The following is a 24414-nucleotide window of genomic DNA, read 5'->3' as shown; positions in this document are numbered from 1 at the left end:
TGCGTTGTGGTCATTGGGCCATAACCTTTCGAAGGACGCCTCGCCTAGCCGGAAAACCATCCCGCGGCGGGCGCCGCGGTGTTGTTCCAAATGTGTTTGAGCTCTTGGTATTCCGACAGCCCTGTCGGTCCGAGTTCGCGTCCGTTGCCGGATCGCCCGAAACCACCCCATTCCGCGGCCGGGGTGTAGTAGCCGAAATCGTTGACCCACACGGTGCCGTGACGCAGCCCGCGGGCCATGCGCTCGGCCTTGGCGGCATCGAAGGTGCGGACACCTGCAGCGAGGCCGTACTCCGTGTCGTTGCCGAGTTCGAGCGCCTCGGCCTCGGAGCTGAATCGCTCGACGGTGAGGATCGGACCGAATGTTTCCTCCCGGATCAGCCGCATGCTCCGATCGCAGTGGTCGAAGATGGTCGGCAGGAAGAAGAACCCGGACGCGAGTTCCTCGTCATCGGGCTGTCGTCCGCCGGCGACGAGGGTGGCTCCCTCCTCGGCGCCCACCCGGACGAACTCCTGCATCTTGCGCAGCTGCGCTTCGGACACCAGGGGGCCGGTCTTGCTCGCCGGGTCGAGGCCCGGACCCATCACGATCTGCTCGGCCGCGGTGACCAGCGCGTCGACGAAGTCGTCGGCCACCGACTCTTCGATGATCAATCGGGTTCCGGCCGAGCACACCTGGCCGGAATGAAGGAATACACCCGTGAGCACCTGGTCCACCGAATTGGCAAACGCCTGGTCGTCAGAGAGCGCATCGGCGAACACGATGTGCGGGTTCTTTCCGCCCAGTTCGACGAGAACCCTGGTGACATGCTTGGCCGCGACCTCGGAGATCTTCTGACCGGTGGCGAGTCCACCGGTGAACGAGATGAGATCGACGTCGGGGTTGTCGGTGAGCGCCCCGCCGACCGCGGCGCCGCTCCCCTGGACCAGGTTCACCACCCCGTCCGGGACACCTGCCTCCGACATCAGCTTCGCGAACTCGATGGTCGAAAGAGGAGTCACTTCACTGGGTTTGAGCACCATCGTGCAACCTGCCGCGAGCGCCGGAGCCACCTTCCAGGAGATCTGCAGCAGCGGGTAGTTCCACGGGGCGATCATCACGCAGACCCCTGCGGGTTCGGCCACCACCCGCGAGATCACCTCCGGGTTGCCGACATCGACGACCCGGTCGGCCTGGGTGCGCGCCAGATTCGCGTAGTACCGGAACACCGAGATCACATCGTCGATGTCGATGTGGCTCTCTGCCAGGGTCTTCCCGGTGTCGAGGGTCTCGATACGGGCCAGCTGCTCGCGGTCGCGGCCGAGGAGGTCCGCGATGCTGTCCAGAGCAGCGGCACGCTCGGCGACAGCAGTGGCGGACCATACCGGGAAGGCGGCGCGGGCCGCGTCGACGGCAGCACGAGCATCATCGGCACTCGCCTCGTCGACCGTTGCCACCACCGAACCGTCTGCGGGATTGATGCAATCGCGTCGCTCGCCCGAGGACGAGGCGACCCACTTGCCTCCGATCAACAGATCTGCCACGCGGTCGGACTCCTCTCGCCCTGGGCCGATCTCGCGCGGCCGGGTGTGTCGTGGAACAACTATGACGCCGGATCGACCTCCGTACGTACCCAATCATGAAACTCGCCGATGTGGTGCTCGGCGGGAACCAGTACGCCGCCGCGGCGGTAGGCACGAGAGGACATGCCCGGCTGAGTGCGCTCACAGGCGGCGAAGTCCTGGAGATTGACCCGATGGAACAACTCGACCGACTTGTCCAGGTCCGCACCTGAATCCACCACTTCTCGCCGATAGAGCCAGTCGCATTCGACAACCGTCGCGTCGACCGACACCGGGTACATCCGGTGCACGATCACATGGTCGGGGACGAGGTTGATGAACACCTGCGGCCGCACCGTGATCGCGTAGTACCGGCGATCTTGCCCAGCCGACAACGCCGGCAACGTCCCGTGGCCGGGCGAACCGTCGACGGTGAATCCTTCGACATCTTCGCCGAACAGTGCGCCGTGGCCCACGTAGTACTGGGCCGCCAGACCGTCGGCGAACTCCGGCAGCACCTCGGTCAACTCCGGGTGGATGGTGGCGCAGTGATAGCACTCCATGAAGTTCTCGATGATGAGCTTCCAGTTCGCGGCCACCTCGTACCGCTCACGTCGGCCCAGCACCAACTGATCGACCTCGTATCGCTCGATCGACTCGGTGCTCCCGAGCCTGTCCGTCACGGCGCCGATGACCTCGTCGGCAAACGACGGCGGGTTGTCGGCCAGACAGACCCACAGGTAGCCGAGCCACTCCGTGGCAGCGACCGGAATCAGACCGTAGGCGGCCCGGTCGATGTCACCGAGATCGGCCAGGTTGGGTGCGGCGACGAGTTTTCCGTCCAACCCGTAGGTCCAAGCGTGATACGGGCACTGCAGGTTGCGCCGCACCTGCCCCTCGGGCTGGTCACAGATGAGTGCACCGCGGTGGCGGCAACTGTTGAGGAACGCACGTAGTGTCCCGTCCCGACCCCGGACGACCAACACGCTTTCTCGACCGACCACAACGGTGCGGAACGCACCGACGGTGGACACATCGGCGGCGAGCACGGCGCAGAACCACATCTGCTCGAAGATCCGTTCCTGCTCGGCCGCGAAGAAGCCCGGATCGGTGTAGGCGTCGCCTGGCAGCGTGGAAATCAACGCCGGTCCCGAAGACGCAGACGAGGGGTCGGGGGCATGCCGCTCCGACGCCAGCGAATCCGCCGGCTCGGTGACGGTCATGCGCTTGCCAGTCTGGCCGGATCGAACAGGGCGATGGGATGATCGGTGGTGCCGTGCTCGACCAGATCGGCGAGTATCTCCCCGACCACTGGTACGAACTTGAAGCCGTGGCCCGAGAATCCGCAGGCGACCGCGACGTTGGTGTGCAGCGGGTGGCGGGCGATGACGAAGTGCTCGTCCGGAGTTGTCGAGTACATGCACGTGGCCGTGTCCAGAACCGGGCCGCTCAACCCTGGAAGCAGCTGCGCGACCCGGTCCACCATGTCCCTGCGCTCATCCGGGTGGACTTCCCGGTCGATCGTGTCCGGTGTGCATTCGGTTCCCTTGCGGAAGAACGCCACCTTTGCTCCGCCTGCAGGACCGTCGATCGGCGGGAATCCGTAGATCTGCTCGACCGTGTCGTTCTCCTGGATGTAGATCGGGCCGCCGTCCATCGGCGGCGACCCCGGCGAGTGATCGATCCAGTACATGACCTGTCGCTCGATCTTGATCCGGATCCCGATGTCCGACAATATTTTCGGCGCCCACGCGCCCGGGCACACGACGAGCTGCGCGGCGTGATAGGTACCGGCCTCGGTGTGGACGCTTACCCCGTCGACGTCGTCGGTCCACGTGAGCGCCGGTTCTCCGAAGTGGAGGTCGGCACCCGCCTGCTGTGCCAGCCCGATGTGCGCTCGGACGGTGAACTCCGGTCGTGCAAAACCCGCCATCCGCTCATAGAGTGCGTACTGCCCCGCGGGCGGCTCAAAGGCCGGAAAGCGTTGGTGCACCTCACGATCGGTCAGTACCTCGTGGTCCAGGCCCCACTGCTCCGATGCCCGCAGTGAGCCGGAGAACGTCATCGAGTCGGGTGGGCCGATGAACAGACCACCGGTGATCGAGTAGACGTCGATACCGCTGTCCTGCTTGAGCTCCTCCCACAGTTCGTACGATCGCAGCAGCAGTGGCACATAGGCCGGATCCTCGAAATACGACTGCCGGATGATCCGGGATCCGCCATGGCTGGACCCCTTGTCGTGCGCAGGCGCGAACCGCTCGAGCCCGAGCACCCGCATACCTCGACGCGCCAGGTGATAGGCGGCCGATGATCCCATCCCGCCCAGACCCAGGACGATGACGTCGTAGCTCCCCGCGCTGCGGTCACTCAATTGTTCACTCCGATCAGACCTTTGACACGTGCTCCCTCTGGGTCGACAAGCACCGGTTCGGTGATGTCGAAGTCGAGGAGCTCCCCGAAGTACTCCACGGCGACGGTGTCTCCGGCAGACAAGTGCGGCGCCAGTCGGGCATAGCAGATCGTCCGGCTCAACAGTGCGGAGAAGGCGGCCGAGGTGACAAAGCCGACCACCTGACCGGTCGCGGTCACCGGCTCGCCGCCCATGACGATCGCCTGTGGGTCTCGAGCAACGAGGGTGTGAAGCTTCGAGCGCACCACCCTCACCTCGAGCGCGTGCCTGCCGAGGAAGTCGTGCTTCTTTCCCACCGCGAAGGACAAACCTGCTTCCTCGGGAGACATCTCGGCATCCACGTCGGCGCCCCAGGCGCGGTACCCCTTTTCCAGGCGCAACACGTCGAGCGCCCCGCGCCCTGCCCACACCGCACCGAGTGGTTCTCCCGCCTCTGCCAATGTGTCCCAAAACAATTCGCCGTGGGCGGCGTCGGCGTATATCTCCCAGCCCAGCTCGCCGACGTAGGAGATACGCATCATGGTCACCGGAATGCCGCCGATGGTCGCGCGTGCAGCCTGGTAGTAACCGAGTGTGGTGTCGTACAGATCGATTGAGCACAGGGGCGCCACCAGTTCACGGGCCAGCGGCCCCCAGACACCCACGCAACAGGTGGCGGCGGTGATGTCGGTGACGGTGACGTCGGCATCGGCTCGATGCCGTTGCAGCCAGTCGATGTCCATCGGTCCATTGATACCGAGTTGAAAGGTGTTCTCGCCCAACCGGGCAACCGTCACATCACTGCGGACACCACCGGACTCGTCCAAGAGCAGCGCGTAGATCACCGTCCCGATCGGTCGCCGCACCGTACGGGTCAGCATCTTGTCGAGGAAGTTCGTTGCGTCGGCACCCGTGACCTCGATCCGCATGAGCGACGTCATGTCGTACAAGCCCACCCGGCGGCGGGTTGCGAGGGCTTCGGCCTGCACGATCGGCGACCAGTTCCGGCCGGCCCAACCGTCGTGCGGGTATGGGACGTCGCCGTCGACCAGGCCCGCGTTGCTCTCGAACCAGGCCGGCCGTTCCCACTCGCGGCCCGTGTGGAACACCGCGCCCGCCTCCACGTGCCTCGCATGGAACGGGCTCGTGGCGATGCCGCGCTGCACGGAGCGTTGGTCACGGGGATGGATGATGTCGTACACCTCGACGAAAGCTTGTGCACTCGTGTCGGCCACGTAATCGGCCGACAGCTGCGCGGTGGTGAACCGGGCGAGGTCACAACCGTGGAGATCGAGGTCAGGGGTTCCTTCTGTGATCCACCGGGCCATCGTCCTGGCCACACCGGCCGAATGCGTCACCCACACCGCCTCCGCCACCCAGAATCCGGACAGCTCGGGATGTTCGCCCATCATCGGGCCCCCGTCCGGGGTGAACGAGAAGATGCCGTTGAACCCCTCGCCCACGCCGACATCGGCGAGGGCAGGCAGAAGACGCATCGACTCGGTCCAGGCAGGAGCGAAGTCGGTATCGGTGAAGGGCAGCATCGAGGGCATCGGCTGGGCCGCGGTCAATTCGTCGAGAGAGGTCATGTCCACCGGCATCGGACGGTGCCCGTAATAGCCGATGCCCATCGCCTCGCCGTGCTGGCGATAGTAGAGGTCGGCGTCCTGATGCCGCAGAATGGGCAGGCTTGCGTCGGCGTGGCCTCTCGATTGATCACGATGATCCCGAAGGACAGGCAGCGCAGTGGTTTTCGCGTACTGGTGCCCCATCGGGACCAGAGGTACCCGCAGTCCGACGAGGTTCCCGAGTTCGGCGCCCCAGAACCCGGCACACGAGACCACGACGTCGGCCTCGAACGTGCGCTCGGTGGTGCGGACACCGGTGACCACACCAGCCCGTTGGCTGATCTCGATCACCTGCTGGCCACCGAAGAACGTTGCGCCCCGGTCGATTGCCCGCCGCATCTGCATCCCGATCGCGGCGGGGGCACCGGCCAGACCATCGGCGGGCGTGTGCAGGCCGCCCAGAACGATGTCTCGGTCGATCAGCGGATGGAGCCGCACACACTCGTCGACATCGACAACCGTGGCTTCGATTCCCTCGACCCGCGCCCAGCCCGCCTTCCGGTGCAGATCGGCCAGTCGCTCCGGCGTGGTGGCAACCTCGAGCCCTCCGACAGTGTTGAAGCACAGGCTGTCCGCTGTGTTCAGCGACCTGAGCTTGGTGGCCGTGTAGTGGGCGAACTCCGCCATGGTCCGCGACGGATTGGTCTGGAACACCAATCCGGGTGCGTGCGAACTGGACCCACCTGTCATCGGTGTCTGACCAGGGTCGAGTGGGCCGCGGTCGAGGACGGTCACCTCTGTGTACCCCAGCGCTGTCAGCTCATCGGCCAAGGCCGATCCGACCACACCCGCACCGATGATCAGAAATCGCGGTTGCACCACCCGGGCTCCAAACGTTTGCGGCGAGACGGCCCGAGCGTTGCGTATTACGCAACGCGTTCGTGCCCTACGCAACAAATGGTGAAGCCGCCCCAGGCATGTGTCAAGTGGGCAGGCCAATCGGGCAGCTCAGCCCGGGAAGCCGAGCCTCCGGCTCACGTCCAGCGCCGCACCACGTAACCGCGCCGAGAACGCATCCATCACCTCGGGTGTGAGCCGAAAGCTGGGTCCGGAGATACTCAGCGCGGCAATGACATCGCCGGTGTGGTCACGAACCGGCGCAGCGATCGCATTGAGGCCGTCCTCGAGTTCTTCGACTGCGCAGGACCACCCGCGCGCGGAGATCAGTTGCAGCTGCTCGCGCAACTCGGTCAGGTCGGTGATGGTGCGAGGGGTGAACCGCTCGAGTTCGTCACCGAGAGTCTGCCCCAACCGCCCTTCCGGCACGGCGGCGAGGAGGACCTTGCCGCTGGATGTCGCGTGCGCGGGCGAACTCTGCCCGACCCAGGTTCGCAGCGCAATCCCGAGCGGACCGCTCGCCTCGGTGATGTTGATGGCCCGATCACCTTCCAGGATCGCCAGATTCACCGTTTCCCCGGCCTCGTCGGCAAGTGCCTCGCAGATCTCACGACTCTCTTTGCCGAGATCGCGGGTCGCCATCGTCGCCCCGGCCAACCGCACGATCGTGAAGCCGAGCCGGTACTTGCCACGATCGGACAACTGCTCGACGAACCCTCGCGCCTCGAGGACCGAGACGATCCGGGACACCGTCGACTTGTGGACTCCAAGGGTGTCGGCGATATCCGACACCCCGCCCTGACCCTGGCGGGCAAGGATCTCCAGCACCTGGAGGGCGCGGTCCACCGACTGGATCGATGCGGGACGGGTTTCACTCTCGGCTTCAGTCATCGTCGCTCAGCCTAATGCGGCGCTGTCGGGACTCCGCCGGAACCGGCCGGTCGGCTTGACTGACGGTTCGCCGGATGCGACGCTGTTGCGCATACCGAACTCAGTTGCGTCTAACGCAACTTACTCGGTATGAGCTGCATACCGACTTCATCGAGGCTGCCATGACAATCACTCCTGACCAGGCCGTTCATCACTATCTTGTGTCCACTCTCGACGCGCTGCCGGCCGGAGAGGTCGTACGGGTCACTCCCCCGGGTCAACCACCCATCGCCGTGTTCCACACCGAAGGCGGGGTGTTCGCGATCGACGACACCTGCACCCACCAGGAGACGTCGCTGGCCGACGGCTGGGTGGAAGGCTGCGCGGTGGAGTGTCCGCTGCACGAAGCCTGCTTCGACCTCCGGACCGGACTGCCGTCGGGACCACCGGCGAAGATTGCTGTCCGCACTCATCAGACCCTGGTCGACGACGGCCGGATCTACCTGCAGCTCTCCGGGCACGACGGCGCGTGAGCGGGACGCCATCGGACGCCACGGCCGAACCATCGCTCGCAGACCCGTCCACCGCCTCCGTGGCGATCGTCGGGGCCTCGCTTGCCGGTCTGTCGACCGCCCGGGAATTACGCGCACTCGGGCACACCGGCGAGATCACCCTCATCGGGGCGGAGGACCATCTGCCCTATGACAGGCCGCCGCTGTCGAAAGCTGTTCTGTGCCAAGGCGTGACCAGCGCACCCGTCGGCCTGACCGACGACGAGGACCTGACCGCGTTCCGGTGGCGCCTGGGATCGTCGGCGATCGGCATCGACCATCACGCGGCCGGGCACGATGTACTGCTCGACGACGGTACTTCGGTCAACGCAGCCACCGTGGTGGTGGCGACCGGCGCTCGGCCGCGCACCCTGATCGGCGCAGACATGCCGGGCGTACACACCCTCAGAACCCTCGACGATGCGCTCGAGCTCCGGGAATCCATGCGGCGCGGTGGTCGCATGGTTGTGATCGGTGCCGGTTTCGTCGGATGTGAAGCGGCGTCGAGTGCAACAGCAGCGGGCATGTCGGTGACCATCGTCGAGGCGTCCGAGGCCCCCGGTGCGGCCCTGCTCGGTGCGCGCCTGGCGCACTGGCTACACACCGTGCACGCCAGGCACGGGGTGACCTTGCGTACCGGGACGGCGATCGAGACGATCAACGGAACCACCCGGGTGAAGTCGGTAACACTCGCCGACGGCACCGAACTACCGGCAGACACGGTGGTGATCGGAATCGGAGCCCTCCCCAACACCGAGTGGGCTGCCGCATCCGGGATTGCGATCGACCGTGGCTTCCTCACCGACGCACAGTGCGCCACCGCAGTGGCCGGCGTGTACGCGGTCGGAGACTGCGCGCGCGTGTACAACCCCGTCACGGCTGCCCATGTGCGACAGGAACATTGGGCAGCGGCACTCGATCATGCACGACGAGCGGCGCGATCGCTGCTGCGCCTGCCTCCACCGAAGTACACGGCGCCGTACTTCTGGTCGGACCAGTACGATCTGAGGCTTCAGGTGTGCGGGACCATCCCCGCAGGGCAATCGCCCAGCATCATCGAAGGCGATCTGGAGTCGGATCGCTTCGTGGCGGTGTACGGCGACGTCGACGACCCCGTGGGAGTGGTCGCGGCGGGCGGTGGTCGCACCTTCACCCGGCTACGCAAACAGATCGACCGTTCAGAAGATCGGCGCCGAACCGCGCAGGTGCTCGAACACCAATGACGTTGTCGTCCCGGCCACCTCGGGACGCGAATTGAGCATCTCCACGAACTGACGGAGCGTCTCTGTGTCGGCGGTGGCCACATGGAGCAAGTAGTCGTCAGTACCTGCGAGGAAGAAGACGTCGATCACCTCGTCGTGCACACCGATCTCTGCCACGAAGCGACGGATCTGGCCGCGCGCGTCCGATTGCAGACTCACCGCAACCATCGCCCGCAGCGGTCGCCCCACGGCAGCCGGATCGATGTCGGCGAAGAACCCGCGCACCACACCTATGTCGACCAACCGGCGAATCCGGCCGTGGCAGGTCGAAGCGGCGATGCCCACCTCGGCAGCCAGCGCACTGTTGGACATACGCGCATCGGCTTGAAGCAACGCCAGGATCTTGCGATCGACGTCATCCAGCCCGGCCGCCCGCGGTCGAACAATATTCGGCTCAGGTGTCACGCGAACCTCCAAGATCGAAGAATTGTCGGAACTACCCCGACTCCAGAGAATTATCTTCACATATATTGCGCCGGAATCGAACAAGTTTCACGCTTGGACCTACCTCAATCACAAGGAGAACGTCATGCGTGTCGGAATCCCACGCGAGATCAAGAACAACGAATACCGGGTCGCGGTGACCCCGGCAGGAGTGGCCGAACTGACTCGACGAGGCCACGAGGTCATCATCGAGCAGAACGCCGGCGCCGGCTCGGCCATCTCCGACACCGATTTCAAAGAGGCAGGCGCACAGATATTGGGCACCGCCAAAGCCGTATGGGACCAGGCCGAACTCCTGCTCAAGGTGAAAGAACCCATCGCACCCGAATACGAGCTGATGCGAGAAGGTCAGGTGCTCTTCACCTACCTGCACCTCGCGGCGAGCAGGGCGTGCACCGACGCCCTGCTCCAATCCGGTACCACTGCCATCGCCTACGAGACCGTGCAGGCCGCGGACGGTTCGCTCCCGCTACTGGCACCGATGAGCGAGGTCGCCGGTCGGCTGGCCCCGCAGGTCGGCGCCTATCACCTGATGCGGTCGGCCGGCGGACGTGGTGTGTTGATGGGCGGGGTCCCTGGTACCGCCCCCGCCGACGTCGTGGTGATCGGAGGCGGGGTCAGCGGCGTGAACGCCGCAACCATCGCAATGGGCATGGGGGCGACGGTGACCGTTTTCGACCTCGACATCGCCAAGCTCCGCGCGATCGACGCCCGCTTCTCCGGTCGCGTACACACTCGGTATAGCACCGCGCTCGCGCTCGGTGAGGCGGTCAAGAACGCCGATCTCGTGATCGGCGCGGTTCTGGTCCCCGGCGCGAAAGCCCCTGTGCTGGTCTCCAACACGCTGGTGTCGGAGATGAGAGAAGGATCGGTCCTTGTCGACATCGCGATCGACCAGGGTGGATGCTTCGAGGACTCACGACCGACCACACACGACGACCCGACGTTCATGGTGCACGGCTCGGTGTTCTACTGCGTGGCCAACATGCCGGGGTCGGTCGCCCGGACCTCGACGATGGCGCTCACCGGCGCCACCCTGCCGTACGTGCTGAAGCTGGCCGACCTCGGATGGACCGAGGCGCTGCGTCGCGACACCGCACTCGCCAAGGGCTTGAGCACCCACCGCGGTGAGATGCTCTGCCCGCACGTGGCCGCCGATCTCCAGATCGCCCTGGGCACATCGCCCCTCGACGATTCCGCTCACGCAGGGGGGTCGACGAATTCCCGGACAGACAAGTAGTGCGACATGTTCTCCATCCGCCGCTGGACCGCCGACACCTCTCGCACGGCCTGTCCGACAAGACTGCGGTCCAGCGGTGACAGTCTGGACATGGTGAGCACGTCGGTGGCCCTCTCCCCTCTGTCGAGTTGGGCTACCTGGTAGGTCAGCCGGATCTTCTGCAAGACCTCGAACACCTCGATGAGTGTGTTGGCGTTGTCCTCGGTCAGCATCGGGCTACCTGCTGCGGCGCCCAGCCGTGCGCGCGTACCCAACTCCGGACTCTGCACGCTCAACGCAGCCCACCGGGCGATGTTGATCACGGGGATCAACGCGTGGGACTTGATGTCGAATGTTCCACCGCGCCGCGACAACACGTCGCGCATCGAGCGGAGTTTCGCTCGGTACGACAACGATTCGGCAAGCAGCAGTCGCATGGTGCCAGGATGCGACCGCACGTTGCCGAACACCTCGGACACGGCCGTGACACCGGGATCACCCCAGATGGGCCGGCCATCGAGTAGTAGGGAGGCCAGGATCATGCCCTTGTTGTCCAGGGGCGATATCAGCCACTGCTGAGCCGCTTCCTGCCATTGACTGTGGGTGCGGGAGAACAGTGGCATCTCTGCCGACGCGCCGTTGCTGTCGATGCTGAGACCGCAGCCGCGCAAGACGTCACCGACCTCGGCGAACGCTGCGCGGTACGCCGCTATCGACTCCGGGTCGTTCACCGATTCGGCGAACGAGACCGCACTGTCCACGTCAGAACTGAGAACCGGTTCCCGGCGCGCATTGCTGCCGAGCGACAGCCAGGTGAGGGCGGCGGGGTCCAATTCCGGGTGCCCACTCAAGACGATTTCGAGGGCACGGCGCACCACGGCATCGGTGACCACCGACAGAACGGCGGTGACCTCGAAGGACGGCCGTCCACGTCGCAAGAGGTCGGCCACCAGATATCGCATCCGCTTGCCCCGGTCCTGCAGGGTATCGATCGAGTCGGCGCGCGTGATCTGTTCTCGCAGAGCAACACTGATACCCGCAGGGGCGTTGACGAAGTCACCGGGCAGAACAACTCCCCGGAGTTTTCCGCCCGGATCCACCACCGGGACACAGGTCAGATCGTGCTCCAGAATGTTGACGAGTACGTCGGAAGCGGGCGCATTGGTCACGGCGGTGATCGCGGGGAAGGTCATCACCTCGTGCACCGGGGTCCGCAGATCTGCTCCGGCGGCAACCACACGGGCGCGGATGTCGCGGTCGGTCAGAACACCGAAACGCCCGTCGTCACAGGGGATCACAATGTATCCGCTGCGGTGCTCGGTGATGACGGATGCGGCCTCGCGCACGGTCATCGATCCGGACCCAACCACCGGGGCCGTGCGGATCAACTCGTCCACGGTGCCGTAGTCGTTGATCGACAACGAGTCGGTGCGTTGCGCGACGGTGAGCTTGCGGGCGAGGAACTCAGCGCCCGCAAGGGACGAGAAGACCGCACGCACAGCATGATTGGGGACGCGACAGACCTGGACCGGGCCCGCCGCGATGGCCAGCGGCCCGATCGACGATCCGGTCAACATTGCCGAGTAGCCGAACACCCCGCCTGGCCCGAGGATCTCGTCCGGGCCATCGGGTTTGTGATCGGGCGAGTTCCACAGTTCCACCTGGCCGGCTACGACAACGGCGAGTTCCTCGACCGGCCGACTGAATCCGTCCATGATCTGGCTGCCGGACTCGTGGTGCTCGAGCCGCGACGACGCAGCGATCCGTGCGATCTCCGACTCGTCGAGTGAGTCGAACGGCGGGTAGGCGGCAAGGAACTCCGCGATCTGGACCATTGCCTCATCGTGCCAGGCCGGGGCCCGATCAGCAGATCAGGCCGGTCAGTGACTTCGGCAACTGCCGACGGGAGCGGTATGGACCGACCACCGCGGCCCCCATGGGCCGGCTCAGCAACTCGCCTGCCACCCGGCTCGTGTCGGCGACGGTGACCCGTTCGATCTTGCGGAGCGTCTGTTCGACGGAGAGTTGCTTGCCGTAGTTGATCTCGCCGCGTCCGTTGCGATGCATCCGGGACTGAGAGTCCTCGAGCCCCAGCACCATGCCGCCGATCAACGAACCCTTTGCGCGCACCAGTTCTTCCTCGGTGATGCCCTCGCGGGCAACCTGGGACAGGATCTCTCCGGTGACGGTGACGACCTCGGCCAGATGGTCGGGCGAACAACCGGCATAGACGGAGAACGCCCCGATGTCGGCAAACGAATCAACCGACGAGTAGACCGAATACGCCAGACCTCGCGACTCCCGGATCTCCTGGAAGAGCCGAGAACTCAGCCCGCCCCCGAGCGCGGTGTTGAGCACCGACAGTGCCCATCGATCCGGATTGCCCCTGCCAGGCGCGCGAACACCGAGGAGGATGTGTACCTGTTCGGTGTCGCGATAGGACAACTCGAGCGATGGCATGCCACCGATCGTTTTGCTTCCCACCCGAATCGGGGCGGGCGCGGCGTCGCCGCCGAGATGACCGGCGAAGGTGGACCGAACGGCTGCGAGAACGTCGGCGTGTGAGACGTTTCCGGCGACCGACAGCACCATCTTGTCCGGTGTGTACCGACGACCGTGAAACGACTTGATCTGTGTTCGGGTCATGTCGGTGATCGATTCTGCCGACCCGATCACCGGCCGTCCGATCGGATGGTCCCCGTACATCGCCGTCATGAACAGATCCGCGAGCAGGTCTTCGGGATCGTCGTCGCGCATCGAGATCTCCTCGAGCACAACGGTCCTCTCGACCTCGACGTCCTCGGCGCGGCAACGACCGCGCAGGACGACGTCACCGACGATGTCGATGGCCGTGGCCAGATGCTCGTCGAGTACGTGCGCGTAGTAGCAGGTGTGCTCTTTGCCGGTGAAGGCGTTGAGCTCGCCGCCGATGGCATCGATTTGCTGCGCCGTGCTCGCTGCCGTTCGCGTCGGCGTCGACTTGAACAGCAGATGCTCGAGAAAGTGTGCAGCGCCGGCAACCGACGGCTTCTCGTCACGCGAACCGACCGCCACCCAGAGGCCGACCGATGCGGACCGGACCCCCGGAATGTGTTCGGTGACCACCCGCAGCCCGCCGGGCAGCACGGATCTCCGTACTGCCCGGTGGCTTGCGGTCGACGCGGACTTCGGCCGCGACGAGGTCAAACCTGTTGCGTTGCTCAGGCGTTCGCCTCCGAGACAGGCTCCGCCTCGGCCGGGGCCGAAGCCGCGTCGTCGTCGACGGGGACAAGGCTGATCTTGCCGCGGTCATCGATGTCGGCGATCTCCACGCGGAGCTTCTCGCCCACGTTGACCACGTCCTCGACCTTGCCGATGCGCTTGCCCTTGCCCAGCTTCGAGATGTGCACCAGACCGTCGCGGCCCGGGAGCAGCGACACGAAGGCACCGAAGGTGGTGGTCTTGACCACCGTTCCGAGGAACCGCTCGCCCACCTTGGGCAGCTGCGGGTTGGCGATGGCGTTGATCATGTCGATCGCGGCCTGCGCAGACGGGCCATCGGTGGCGCCGACGAACACGGTGCCGTCGTCCTCGATGGAGATGTTCGCACCGGTCTGCTCGGTGATCGAGTTGATCATCTTGCCCTTGGGCCCGATGACCTCACCGATCTTGTCGACGGGCACCTTGACCGTGGTCACGCGAGGCGCGTACGGGCTCATCTCATCCGGCTCGTCGATGGCCTCGGCCATCACGTCGAGGATGGTGATGCGAGCGTCCTTGGCCTGCGCGAGCGCCGAAGCCAGAACCTTCGACGGGATGCCGTCGAGCTTGGTGTCGAGCTGCAGTGCGGTCACGAAGTCCTTGGTGCCTGCAACCTTGAAGTCCATGTCGCCGAAGGCGTCCTCGGCTCCGAGGATGTCGGTCAAGGCGACGTAACGGGTCTGGCCGTCGATCTCATCCGACACCAGGCCCATCGCGATGCCGGCAACCGGGGCCCGCAGGGGCACGCCGGCGTTGAGCAGCGACATCGTGGACGCACAGACCGAGCCCATCGACGTCGAGCCGTTGGAGCTCAAGGCCTCGGACACCTGTCGGATCGCGTACGGGAACTCGGCGACGCTCGGCAGCACCGGCATCAGGGCGCGCTCGGCGAGTGCGCCGTGCCCGATCTCGCGACGCTTGGGCGAGCCCACTCGGCCGGTTTCACCGGTCGAATACGGCGGGAAGTTGTAGTGGTGCATGTACCGCTTGCTGGTCTCGGGCCCGAGGGAGTCGACCTGCTGCGCCATCTTCACCATGTCGAGGGTGGTGACACCCATGATCTGGGTTTCGCCGCGCTCGAACAGGGCACTGCCGTGTGCGCGAGGAATGATGGCGACCTCGGCAGACAGCGAGCGGATGTCGGTGACACCGCGACCGTCGATCCGGAAGTGGTCGGTGAGGATGCGCCCGCGTACCAGCTTCTTGGTCAGCGACCGGTATGCGCCGCCGATTTCCTTCTCGCGGCCTTCGAACTGTCCGGCGAGCTGCTCGAGGATCTCACTCTTGAGTTCATCGGTCTTGTCGTCGCGCTCGGACTTGGCCGCGATGGTCAGGATCTCCGAGAGCTTGGCCGAACCTGCAGCCTCGACAGCGGCGAAGACGTCGTCCCCGTACGGCGGGAACAGCGGGAAGTCGCCGGTGGGCTTGGCTGCCTCGGCGGCGAGCTTCTGCTGTGCCTCACACAGACGGGCGATGAACGGCTTGGCGGCCTCGAGTCCCTCGGCCACGATGGCTTCGGTGGGCGCCTGCGCGCCACCCTCGATCAGTTCGATCACATTGTCGGTGGCCTCGGCCTCGACCATCATGATCGCGACGTCGGCGGAGTCACCCTCGCCCGAGACGATCCGGCCGGCGACGACCATGTCGAAGACGGCGCCTTCGAGTTGCTCGACGGTCGGGAAGGCGACCCACTGGCCGGCCTTGTTCTCGTCGGTCGGGATGAGCGCAACCCGCACGCCACCGACCGGCCCGGAGAACGGGAGTCCTGCGATCTGGGTGGACGCCGAGGCGGCGTTGATGGCCACCACGTCGTACAGGTCCTTGGGATCAAGGCTCAGGATGGTGACGACGACCTGGATCTCGTTACGGAGACCGTCGACGAACGACGGGCGCAGCGGCCGGTCGATCAGCCGGCAGGTCAGGATCGCGTCGGTGGACGGACGGCCCTCGCGACGGAAGAACGATCCGGGGATGCGGCCGGCCGCATACATGCGCTCTTCGACGTCGACCGTCAGCGGGAAGAAGTCGAAATGGTCTTTGGGGTGCTTGCCGGCACTGGTGGCCGACAGCAGCATCGTCTCCTCGTCGAGGTAGGCGACAACGGCGCCTGCGGCCTGCTGCGCGAGCCGGCCGGTCTCGAAACGGATGGTGCGGGTGCCGAAGGTGCCGTTGTCGATGACAGCGGTGGCTTCGGTGATCTCGTCGTCGTAGTCGACGGTGTCTGTGGTGGTGACGTCAGTCATGTGTTGATGGTTCCTCTCGTCAGGCGTCAGAGATGACGACCTGCTTACGGTCGGTCGACTCGCGGGCGAACACACGCGAGTAGGCCCTGAACCAAGAGGAGGCAATTGCACGTCGCGTGACGGCCATCGATCGAAGCCGCCGGAGAATCGTGTCTCCGGGAGCCACTACCGAGGACCGCTCACCTACTGCAGTGTGTCCGGGCCGCAGATGCCGACCGGGTACTGCCGCGCAAACGGCCGTGATCTTCTTGGTACAAAAGCCAACGCCGAGGATATCACTCGATATCCTCGGCGTTCGCACTCTCGGTGGTGCAGTGGCCTGCCGGGCGCCTTTCGGCACCTCGGCGACGGCCGGGTGGGGCCGTACTAGCGGCGCAGGCCCAGACGCTCGATGAGCGAGCGGTAGCGCTGCACATCGACCTTGGCGACGTACTTGAGCAGACGACGACGGCGGCCGACGAGCAGCAGGAGTCCGCGACGGCTGTGGTGGTCGTGCTTGTGCTCTTTGAGGTGCTCGGTGAGGTCGGTGATGCGCTTGGTCAGCATCGCGACCTGAGCCTCGGGAGAACCGGTGTCGGTCTCGTGCAAGCCGTACTCGGCGAGAATGGTCTTCTTCTGGTCAACGGTCAATGCCACAAAAAACTCCTGAAAATGCCGTCCGCGCGTTGATGGGAGAACTCCGGGTGGTTTTGACCCACCACCCTCGAAGATCTTGGTGCAGCCACCGCGAACCGCAGCACACACCGACTGGCCACTGTACCGGCGCGGCGGTCACCAGGCCAAATCGAGGCCTGGACCCTCCAGTGGGCCGATGCGCGAGTCAGACCTCTGGATTGGGTCCGGCTGCCAGCACCACACGGGTCTCTTCGACATCGGCTGCGATCTGGTCGATCAGCGACTGCACCGACTCGTACTTGACCTGCCCGCGGATGCGTCCGACGAAGTCGACTGCGACGTGCTGGCCGTAGAGGTCGGCCTTGGTGTCGAGAACAAACGCCTCGACGGTGCGCGTACGTCCGGAGAACGTCGGGTTGGTCCCGACCGACACGGCCGCCTGGTAACTCTCCCCTGGTTCGACCTGCCCGACGACCGGACCCGCTCCCAGAACGGTGAACCAGGCGGCATACACGCCGTCCGCAGGAATGGCCGAGTACATCGGCGGTGCCACGTTGGCAGTGGGGAAACCCAGTTCGCGACCACGTCCGTCACCACGGACGACCACGCCCTCCACCCGATGAGGCCGGCCTAGGGCCTCGGCCGCCGCCGCGACGTCCCCGGCGTCGACACAGGAACGGATGTACGTCGAGGAGAACGTCACCGCATGCTCACCCAGCAGTGACACCGCTTGCACACCGAATCCGAACTTCTCGCCGAATGTTCTGAGTACCTCGACGTTGCCCGCGGCCTTCTTCCCGAACGTGAAGTTGTCGCCGACCACGACCTCCTGCGCATGCAGGCGTTCCACCAGCACTTCGTGCGCGAAGTCCTTCGGGGACTGGGCAGCGAGCACGGGAGTGAACGGCATGACGCAGAACACGTCTATGCCCAGCTCTTCGGCGAGCTCGGCCCGCCTGGTGAGGGTGGACAACTGGGGAGGGTGACTTCCAGGGCGCACCACTTCGGCGGGATGGGGATCGAACGTCATCAGTACCGCGGGCACACCACGTTCCTCGGCGGCCTTGGTCGCGGTCGTGATCAACTGCGCGTGACCTCGGTGCACGCCGTCGAAGACGCCGATCGTCACCACACATCTGCCCCAGTCCGCGGGGATATCCTCAAGCCCTCGCCAGCGCAACACGGCACAAGCCTACGACCCCGCCCGCGGGACCGCGACACCGAACTCCCCGTGGCGATCTGACATCTCGTGTTGTCGCGTCCTAAGCTCGACTGGTGCCTCCATCTGATGCTCCCGAAGAAACAGGGAAGGATCTCACCGACTCCGCCGACCAGCGGGGCGTGTCCGAACTGTCCTCGGTGACGCAGGACTACCTAAAAGTGATCTGGACCGGCCAAGAATGGCGACCGGAGAAGATCACCACCAAGATGTTGGCCGAACGTCTCGGCGTGTCACCGTCCACCGCATCCGAGGCGATCCGCAAGCTCGCCGATCAGGATCTCGTGGTGCACGAGCGCTACGGATCGATCACGCTCACCGAGGCCGGCAGAACGGCCGCGGTACTGATGGTCCGGCGGCATCGTCTGCTGGAGACATTCCTCGTCCGCGAGCTCGGCTACGGATGGGATGAGGTGCACGACGAGGCCGAGGTACTCGAGCACGCCGTGTCCGATCGCTTTCTGTCGAGGCTGGACGCGAAACTCGACTTCCCCACCCGAGATCCCCACGGTGACCCGATACCGCAGGTGGACGGGTCGGTGCCGTCGCCATCGGCCCGGGTGCTCGCCGATGTGGACGTGGGCACTGCCGGACGGATCGCTCGCATCGCCGACACCGACCCAGAGATGTTGCGCTACTTCGACTCGGTGGGCATCGCGCTCGACCGCACCATCGCCGTCCGGGAACGTCGCCCGTTTGCCGGCACCATCGAGATCTGTATCGACGGCGGAACCCCGATCGATCTCGGAGACATTGCCGCACGGGCTATTTGGCTCGCCGACTGAAGTGACCCGAGCTGGACTCGGCCGGGGCTGCTCTCAGCGCAGTGTCGCCGGCCGGACCACCATCACCGAGCTGGCTCTGCGGCCCTTTTCCTGCAGCAGCGCGATGGTGTGGCCCTCGGGGTCGATGGCTGCGTAGACCCCCGCCATCCCGATCGGCTCGAGCCAGCGCCCCTGACTGATCGACTCGGCTTCCTCCGCGGTGATGTTGCGATGGGCAAACGCGAATTGCGCTGCCGCATCGATGTCGAGCGACACCGTCGGGTCGTCGGCCAATTCGGTGATCGTGCGCGCCACGTCCAGCCCGAACGGACCGACCCTCGTGCGTCGCAGTGCCGTGAGGTGGCCACCCACGCCGAGTTCGGCTCCGAGGTCCCGTGCCAGCGACCGGATGTAGGTCCCCGCCGAGCACTCGACCTGGACACGCACGTCGGTGTAGACCACCTCGCCGTCCTGGACGGTCTCGATGTCGACGACATCGAAACGCGACACCGTCACCTGCCTGGCCTTGAGTTCGAAGTCGGCGCCTTCACGGACCAGCGCGTGCGCGCGCTGACCGTCGACCTTGATGGCGCTCACGCGGGCCGGGATCTGGCTGATCTCCCCCGTCAGCGGCTTGACCTCGGTGTGGATGCGCGCGTGGTCGAGGTCGCTCGTGTCGGTGCGGGTGAGAACGGTGCCTTCGGCATCGTCGGTATCGGTGGTGGCCCCGAGCCGGATCGTCGCGTCGTATGCCTTGGTGGTCAGCGACAGGAGGCCGAGCATCTTGGTCGCCCGCTCCACCCCGATGACCAGTACACCGGTGGCCATGGGATCGAGTGTCCCGGCGTGCCCGACGCGCCGTGTCTTGAGCAGCTTGCGGCACGAGGCGACGACGTCGTGGCTCGTGACGCCGGCGGCTTTGTCGATGATCATCAGACCTGCGCCGTCAAGGCCTGTATGTGGTGGTCGAGAACTCACGGTCGACTCCTCAATGCACGATCGCGGTGACGATGAGACCGTCTTGGACCAACCAGCGCCCATCGAACCCGAGCAGGGGCTGTCCCCCGTCCACGGTGGCACCGTCCACGAGGAGTTCGGTACGGAAAGTGCCGGAGCCCTCTGCGGTCTGCTCGAACGTGATGTGCGCATCCTCGAAACCGAGCCATCGTTTGGCCAACGGGAACCACGCCTTGTAGGTGGCTTCCTTTGCGCAGAACAGCAGTCGGTCCCAGTGCACGTCCGAATCCCGGGCCGCCAACACTTCTCGCTCGGGCTCGATGCTGACGTGCTCGAGAACACCCTCGGGCAGGGCCTCGTGCGGTTCGGCATCGATGCCCAGGGAACGGACCTGCATCGCGTAGCCCGCGACAGCCGCCCGGTACCCGTCGCAGTGGGTCAGGCTGCCCACGATCTGACGGGGCCACAGCGGTTCACCGTTGTCGCCACGCAGGATGGGCACCGGCTCGACACCGAGTCTGCTCAGCGCCTCTCGTGCGCAGTTGCGCGTGGTGACGAACTCGCGGCGACGCTTGTCCACGGCACGGGCGATCAACGAGGCCTCGGCGGCCATCGGCTCGGCGTCGGCCATCTCGCCGAACGACTCGGCCACTGCGACCCCGGAGGGAAACAGCTTCTCGATCATGGTGTCTCGTCTCGCTTCTGTTCACGCTCGGCGCGGCGCACCTTCACGTCCTCACGTTTCTTGGCCAGCTTCTGGGCGAACTCCTCGGCGCGTTCCTTGTAATCCGGGGGCAGGTCGAACCGGGCGCCGTGTTCGGGCAGGTGCTCGGGCAGCAAACCGTCATCGGGAACGATCTTGCGCAGCAAGGGATCCGGCAGGCCACGGCGGCCCCACTCGCGCGGGTAGCCCACCGACACCTCTTCGAACCGCACCCCGTCGTACCAGGTGGTACGGGGAATGTGCAGGTGTCCGTAGACGCTGCACATCGCGTTGTACCGCAGATGCCAGTCGTCGGTGAGTTCGCTGCCGCACCACAGGGCGAACTCGGGGTACATCAACGCGTCGGTGGGCTCTCGCCGCAGCGGCCAGTGGTTGATCAACACTGTGCGCTCGGTGGGGTCGAGCCGGTCGAGCCGGCGGCGGGTCTGTTCGATGCGGGCCCGACTCCAGGCATCGCGCGTCTGAAATGGCTCGGGCGACAACAGGAACTCGTCCGTGGCCACCACGTTGTTCTCCCGGGCGACAGCCAGGGCCTGCAACTTGTTGACGGTGCCCTTGGGTCGAAAGGTGTAGTCGTACAACAGGAACATCGGCACCACGCGAACCGGCGCGGTCCCGTTACCGGGATCGAACAGCGGGTAGATGTCCTCGGGCGTGACCACGCCCAGATCGCGGCACATCTGCACCAGGTAGTCGTAGCGTGCGACGCCGAAGATCTGCATGGGATCCTTGGCGGTGGTGTACAGCTCGTGGTTGCCCGGGGTCCAAATCACGGTCTCGAACCGCGCCTTGAGGCGGCGCAGGGTGTCGGAGATGTCGTCGGTACGTTCGCTGACGTCACCGGCGACGATCAGCCAGTCGCCGTCGTCCTCGGGCCGGATCCGGTCGATGATCGATTCGTTCCCGCGGTGCGCGACATGCAGGTCACTGATCGCCCACAGTGTCGCCATGTCGCGTCCTTTCGCCGATGTTCACAGATCTGCCCGTCTCGTCTTCCGCCCCGTCACGCGAGGGTAGTCGAAGGTTCGGGTGGCCCCGGTTCAGGGCGCTGGGGTCGCCGGGCTGCGACCTCGGTCCACCGGCCACCGCGCACTCGCCAGGCACCGGTGATCAGCCGCAGCACCATGAACACGACAAGTCCGGTCCAGATACCGGCCAGACCCCAGTCGAACGCCAGGGACAACCAGATGAGCGGCAAGAATCCGATGATCGCCGACAGCAGGGTCGAGGTGCGCAGGAAGGCCGCGTCTGCGCTGCCGAGGAGGATGCCGTCGAGGGCGAACACGATTCCCGCGATCGGGAGCATCGCGACGAAAAACCACCACGGCGTGGACAGTTCGTCGAGTACCGCGGCGTCGGAGGTGAACACTCGCGGGAAGACGGCGTTGCCTGCGGCAAACATCGCGGCCAGAAGGAGCGACACACCCAGCGACCAAGCGATCACGCGGCGGGCGACTCTCCATGCTGCCGGGACCGCACCGGCACCCAGTGCCGCACCGACCAAGGCCTGGGCCGCTATGGCAAACGAGTCGAGGACGAGGGCGACGAAGTTCCAGAGCTGCAGGACGAGCTGATGGGACGCGACCGCTGCGACGCCGAACCGGCTCGCCACGGCGGCTGCGGACAGGAAACACACCTGAAAGGCGAGACTGCGCATGATGAGGTCGCGGCCAAGGGTCAGCTGCGCTGCGATGACCGTCCACTGAGGACGCCTGGACACCGTCGATACATCGCCAGGCCCGGCGCCCACCGGCTTCTGGCGAGTCACCGCACTGAACTCGCGGAGTACGCGGATCGCGAACAGGAGCCCGGCCAGACTCTGGCCGATGACGTTGGCGATCGCGCTGCCCACGAGCCCCAGGTGCGGCGCACCGAGCAGTCCGTGCACCAGAATCGGGCACAGGATTGCCGAGAGACCCAGTCCGGCAACCACGTACAGAATGGGACGCCGGGTGTCCTGCACGCCGCGCATCCAGCCGTTACCGGCCATCGACAGCAGGATCAGCGGCACCCCACAGACCGCGATGCGCAGCCAGTCGACCGCCTCGGTGGCCACCTCACCACCGCCGGTGAGCACCTCGAGGATCCAGGGGGCGGCCACCTGCATGACCGCGACGATGATCGCACCCACCGCGAGCGCGATCCACGTGGCCTGCAACCCCTCGCCCACCGCGCCGGCTCGGTCGCCTGCGCCGAACTTCTGCGCAGCCCGGGCCGTCGTGCCGTACGACAGGAACGTGAGCTGGGTGCTGACAACCGACAAGACGAGCACCCCGACACCGAGCGCTGCGAGGTCGAGACCACCAAGCCTGCCGACAACGGCCAGATCGAGCATCAGGTACAACGGCTCGGCCACGAGAACAACCAGAGCCGAGGCCGACAACCGCAGGATTCGGCTGTTGGTGGGAGTGAACTCCCCGACGGGCGCTTCGGTCACACCGAGCGCAACAACTGCCCGACGACCTCCGTGGCCGTCCCGGTGGCGCCGTATCCCGCTGCGAGCCGATGACCGCCGCCGCCGTGCATCCGAGCCAGCGGGACGAGGTCGACGTCCGACTTGGCGCGCATCGACACCGTCCACTGACCCGGCGAGGCCTCCTTGAACACAACCGCGACCTCGGCTTCGGAGGTGGTGCGCACGATGTCCACCACACTCTCGCTCTCCTCCCAGCCGAGCGCTGCGGTGGACTCGTGATCGACCACGGCGTACACCAGACCGCGTCCGGCAAAGGCGTGGGGAACAAGCTCCGCCGAACCGAGGGCGGCGGCAACCATCGTCAGCCACGCGAACCGGTGGGTGTCGAGAAGTCGCCGAGTCCATCTTCGGCCGTCGACGCCCAGCTCGAGCAACCGAGCGGCGATCCGGTGTGACCGGGGGCTCGCCCACTTGAATGACCCGGTGTCGGTGACCACGCCGGCATAGAGACAGGTGGCGACCTCGACGTCGAGCGGCACCTCGAGCGCATCGATGATCTCGAGAACGAGTTCGGCCGTGCAGTCGGCGGTGGGATCGACGAAGTTGATTGTCCCGAAGCCGTCGTTGGACGCGTGGTGGTCGATGATCACCGATGCCTGAGCCGCCTCCACGACGGCGGCCAGCGATTCCAGACGATGGATGCTGGCGCAGTCCACGGTCACCACAACGGGGTGGCCGACCACCTCGCTCGGCTCGACAAGCGTGTCAGCACCGGGCAATTCGGCCAGCGCCGCAGGTAGCGTCGTCGAATCCGGGAAGCTCACCTCCACCACGGCGCCTCGACGCCGCAGTGCCCCGGCTATGGCAAGACCACTACCGATGGTGTCGGCGTCAGGTCGCGTGTGACAGAGGACGGTGACGTGCTCGGCAGCTGCCAGCACGTCGACGATCGACCGTAGTGCGGAGGTGGCCGCCGTTTCGGTGGTGTTCACCTTTCGCCGGCACCCGCAGTACCCGTACCTTCGTCGCCGGGATCGCTATCGGCGCGGGCCGGTTCCTTGTAGGGATCCGGGTCGCCGGCCGGGGCGGCATCGCGGGCCAGCCGAGCGACCTCCTCGTCCTGCTGGCGGGCGCGCTCGAGTAGTTCTTCGAGATCACGTGCGGTGTCGGGCACCTTGTCCAACACAAAGCTCAGTGTCGGGGTGAAGCGCACGCCGGTTCCGGCTCCGACTTTCGACCGCAGGATGCCGGTCGCCTTGGCCAGACCGGCGGCCGCTGCCGCGTAATCGGGTTCTTCGTCGAGCGACGGACCCATCACAGTGTAGAAAATTGTCGCATCGTGTAGATCACCGGTCACCTTCGCGTCCGTGACGGTGATGTAGGCCAGCCGGGGATCCTTGATCTCCTTGGCGATGGCCGTGGCGACAATCGATGAGATCCGCTTCGCCAACCGCTGTGCCCGTGCGGGGTCTGCCATGGGACCTCACTCCTTCTG

At 65.8% G+C, this 24414-nt stretch carries 21 protein-coding genes; 4 read left to right on the top strand and 17 right to left on the bottom strand.

Features of this window, described 5'->3' with window-relative positions; genetic code table 11:
- Window positions 1-44 precede the first annotated feature (44 nt).
- From KXR83_RS09495 to KXR83_RS09475, 5 genes are all read right to left on the bottom strand, one after another.
- Window positions 45-1523 carry an aldehyde dehydrogenase family protein gene (locus KXR83_RS09495; protein WP_437424635.1) on the bottom strand — a complete coding sequence of 493 codons (1479 nt, stop codon included), beginning with the start codon at window positions 1521-1523 and terminating at the stop codon, window positions 45-47.
- Window positions 1524-1582: 59 nt separating this feature from the next.
- Entirely contained in the window at window positions 1583-2764 is a 1182-nt protein-coding gene (locus KXR83_RS09490) for an aromatic ring-hydroxylating oxygenase subunit alpha (protein WP_437424634.1), read from the bottom strand.
- On the bottom strand, window positions 2761-3858 hold the full coding sequence (solA, locus tag KXR83_RS09485; RefSeq protein ID WP_437424935.1) for an N-methyl-L-tryptophan oxidase: 1098 nt from the start codon (window positions 3856-3858) through the stop codon (window positions 2761-2763). Before solA ends, KXR83_RS09490 begins: the two co-directional genes overlap by 4 nt.
- A 50-nt stretch (window positions 3859-3908) precedes the next feature.
- Window positions 3909-6380: a GcvT family protein gene (locus tag KXR83_RS09480; RefSeq protein ID WP_437424633.1), complete on the bottom strand. Its 2472-nt coding sequence runs from the start codon at window positions 6378-6380 to the stop codon at window positions 3909-3911.
- A gap of 126 nt (window positions 6381-6506) precedes the next feature.
- On the bottom strand, window positions 6507-7286 hold the full coding sequence (locus KXR83_RS09475) for an IclR family transcriptional regulator (RefSeq protein ID WP_437424632.1): 780 nt from the start codon (window positions 7284-7286) through the stop codon (window positions 6507-6509).
- Between the two features lie 161 nt (window positions 7287-7447).
- Between KXR83_RS09475 and KXR83_RS09470 the strand changes: the two genes are divergently transcribed.
- Complete coding sequence (locus tag KXR83_RS09470) at window positions 7448-7798, top strand: bifunctional 3-phenylpropionate/cinnamic acid dioxygenase ferredoxin subunit (RefSeq protein WP_437424631.1); 351 nt, start codon at window positions 7448-7450, stop codon at window positions 7796-7798.
- A complete protein-coding gene (locus tag KXR83_RS09465; RefSeq protein WP_437424630.1) occupies window positions 7795-9039 on the top strand; it encodes an NAD(P)/FAD-dependent oxidoreductase in 1245 nt (414 codons plus the stop codon). Before KXR83_RS09470 ends, KXR83_RS09465 begins: the two co-directional genes overlap by 4 nt.
- Here KXR83_RS09465 and KXR83_RS09460 read toward each other — a convergent pair.
- Complete coding sequence (locus KXR83_RS09460; protein ID WP_437424629.1) at window positions 8995-9483, bottom strand: Lrp/AsnC family transcriptional regulator; 489 nt, start codon at window positions 9481-9483, stop codon at window positions 8995-8997. The two genes, KXR83_RS09465 and KXR83_RS09460, sit on opposite strands and share 45 nt — an antisense overlap.
- 124 nt (window positions 9484-9607) lie before the next feature.
- On the opposite strand from KXR83_RS09460, the gene ald reads away from it, so the two are divergent.
- Window positions 9608-10762: an alanine dehydrogenase gene (ald, locus tag KXR83_RS09455; protein ID WP_437424628.1), complete on the top strand. Its 1155-nt coding sequence runs from the start codon at window positions 9608-9610 to the stop codon at window positions 10760-10762.
- Here the strand turns inward: ald and KXR83_RS09450 are convergent.
- From KXR83_RS09450 to KXR83_RS09430, 5 genes are all read right to left on the bottom strand, one after another.
- Window positions 10723-12576, bottom strand: a complete 1854-nt coding sequence (locus tag KXR83_RS09450) for a putative nucleotidyltransferase substrate binding domain-containing protein (RefSeq protein WP_437424627.1) — start codon at window positions 12574-12576, stop codon at window positions 10723-10725. The genes ald and KXR83_RS09450 overlap by 40 nt on opposite strands.
- 28 nt (window positions 12577-12604) lie before the next feature.
- Window positions 12605-13927, bottom strand: coding sequence for a M16 family metallopeptidase (locus tag KXR83_RS09445; RefSeq protein ID WP_437424626.1), 1323 nt, complete (start codon window positions 13925-13927; stop codon window positions 12605-12607).
- Between the two features lie 14 nt (window positions 13928-13941).
- Window positions 13942-16224 (bottom strand): polyribonucleotide nucleotidyltransferase, encoded by a 2283-nt coding sequence (locus KXR83_RS09440; protein ID WP_116915484.1) that lies wholly within the window; start codon window positions 16222-16224, stop codon window positions 13942-13944.
- 366 nt (window positions 16225-16590) lie between these two features.
- The gene (gene rpsO, locus KXR83_RS09435) at window positions 16591-16860 is read right to left on the bottom strand and encodes a 30S ribosomal protein S15 (RefSeq protein ID WP_437424625.1); all 270 of its coding nucleotides are present in this window, start codon (window positions 16858-16860) and stop codon (window positions 16591-16593) included.
- A gap of 184 nt (window positions 16861-17044) precedes the next feature.
- Window positions 17045-18022: a bifunctional riboflavin kinase/FAD synthetase gene (locus KXR83_RS09430; RefSeq protein ID WP_437424624.1), complete on the bottom strand. Its 978-nt coding sequence runs from the start codon at window positions 18020-18022 to the stop codon at window positions 17045-17047.
- Window positions 18023-18180: 158 nt separating this feature from the next.
- Between KXR83_RS09430 and KXR83_RS09425 the strand changes: the two genes are divergently transcribed.
- Window positions 18181-18843, top strand: a complete 663-nt coding sequence (locus tag KXR83_RS09425; RefSeq protein ID WP_030163512.1) for a metal-dependent transcriptional regulator — start codon at window positions 18181-18183, stop codon at window positions 18841-18843.
- A 33-nt stretch (window positions 18844-18876) separates the two neighbouring features.
- Here KXR83_RS09425 and truB read toward each other — a convergent pair whose 3' ends face one another.
- Genes truB through rbfA form a run of 6 tightly spaced genes read right to left on the bottom strand, consistent with a single transcriptional unit; the run spans window position 18877 to window position 24396 of the window.
- On the bottom strand, window positions 18877-19800 hold the full coding sequence (gene truB, locus KXR83_RS09420) for a tRNA pseudouridine(55) synthase TruB (protein WP_437424623.1): 924 nt from the start codon (window positions 19798-19800) through the stop codon (window positions 18877-18879).
- A gap of 10 nt (window positions 19801-19810) precedes the next feature.
- Window positions 19811-20464 carry a 4'-phosphopantetheinyl transferase family protein gene (locus KXR83_RS09415; RefSeq protein WP_437424622.1) on the bottom strand — a complete coding sequence of 218 codons (654 nt, stop codon included), beginning with the start codon at window positions 20462-20464 and terminating at the stop codon, window positions 19811-19813.
- Window positions 20461-21453: a metallophosphoesterase family protein gene (locus KXR83_RS09410; RefSeq protein WP_437424621.1), complete on the bottom strand. Its 993-nt coding sequence runs from the start codon at window positions 21451-21453 to the stop codon at window positions 20461-20463. The genes KXR83_RS09415 and KXR83_RS09410 overlap by 4 nt, the downstream gene beginning before the upstream one ends.
- Window positions 21454-21506: 53 nt before the next feature.
- The gene (locus tag KXR83_RS09405; RefSeq protein WP_437424620.1) at window positions 21507-22940 is read right to left on the bottom strand and encodes an MATE family efflux transporter; all 1434 of its coding nucleotides are present in this window, start codon (window positions 22938-22940) and stop codon (window positions 21507-21509) included.
- Complete coding sequence (locus KXR83_RS09400) at window positions 22937-23911, bottom strand: DHH family phosphoesterase (RefSeq protein WP_437424619.1); 975 nt, start codon at window positions 23909-23911, stop codon at window positions 22937-22939. The genes KXR83_RS09405 and KXR83_RS09400 overlap by 4 nt, the downstream gene beginning before the upstream one ends.
- Window positions 23908-24396, bottom strand: coding sequence for a 30S ribosome-binding factor RbfA (rbfA, locus tag KXR83_RS09395; protein ID WP_437424618.1), 489 nt, complete (start codon window positions 24394-24396; stop codon window positions 23908-23910). Before rbfA ends, KXR83_RS09400 begins: the two co-directional genes overlap by 4 nt.
- Window positions 24397-24414: the final 18 nt, after the last annotated feature.

Source organism: Williamsia muralis, from assembly GCF_051487485.1.
Taxonomy (GTDB): domain Bacteria; phylum Actinomycetota; class Actinomycetes; order Mycobacteriales; family Mycobacteriaceae; genus Williamsia; species Williamsia muralis_B.
This window is presented reverse-complemented; position numbering and strand designations above follow the sequence as displayed.

What these genes read in the sequence shown, in the direction of transcription:
- KXR83_RS09410 (WP_437424621.1), bottom strand. Translation starts at nt 21,453, where the DNA reads ATGGCGACACTGTGGGCGATCAGTGACCTGCATGTCGCGCACCGCGGG.
- KXR83_RS09470 (WP_437424631.1), top strand. Translation starts at nt 7,448, where the DNA reads ATGACAATCACTCCTGACCAGGCCGTTCATCACTATCTTGTGTCCACT.
- KXR83_RS09475 (WP_437424632.1), bottom strand. Translation starts at nt 7,286, where the DNA reads ATGACTGAAGCCGAGAGTGAAACCCGTCCCGCATCGATCCAGTCGGTG.
- solA (WP_437424935.1), bottom strand. Translation starts at nt 3,858, where the DNA reads ATGGGATCATCGGCCGCCTATCACCTGGCGCGTCGAGGTATGCGGGTG.
- ald (WP_437424628.1), top strand. Translation starts at nt 9,608, where the DNA reads ATGCGTGTCGGAATCCCACGCGAGATCAAGAACAACGAATACCGGGTC.
- KXR83_RS09450 (WP_437424627.1), bottom strand. Translation starts at nt 12,576, where the DNA reads ATGGTCCAGATCGCGGAGTTCCTTGCCGCCTACCCGCCGTTCGACTCA.
- KXR83_RS09415 (WP_437424622.1), bottom strand. Translation starts at nt 20,464, where the DNA reads ATGATCGAGAAGCTGTTTCCCTCCGGGGTCGCAGTGGCCGAGTCGTTC.
- KXR83_RS09440 (WP_116915484.1), bottom strand. Translation starts at nt 16,224, where the DNA reads ATGACTGACGTCACCACCACAGACACCGTCGACTACGACGACGAGATC.
- rbfA (WP_437424618.1), bottom strand. Translation starts at nt 24,396, where the DNA reads ATGGCAGACCCCGCACGGGCACAGCGGTTGGCGAAGCGGATCTCATCG.
- KXR83_RS09490 (WP_437424634.1), bottom strand. Translation starts at nt 2,764, where the DNA reads ATGACCGTCACCGAGCCGGCGGATTCGCTGGCGTCGGAGCGGCATGCC.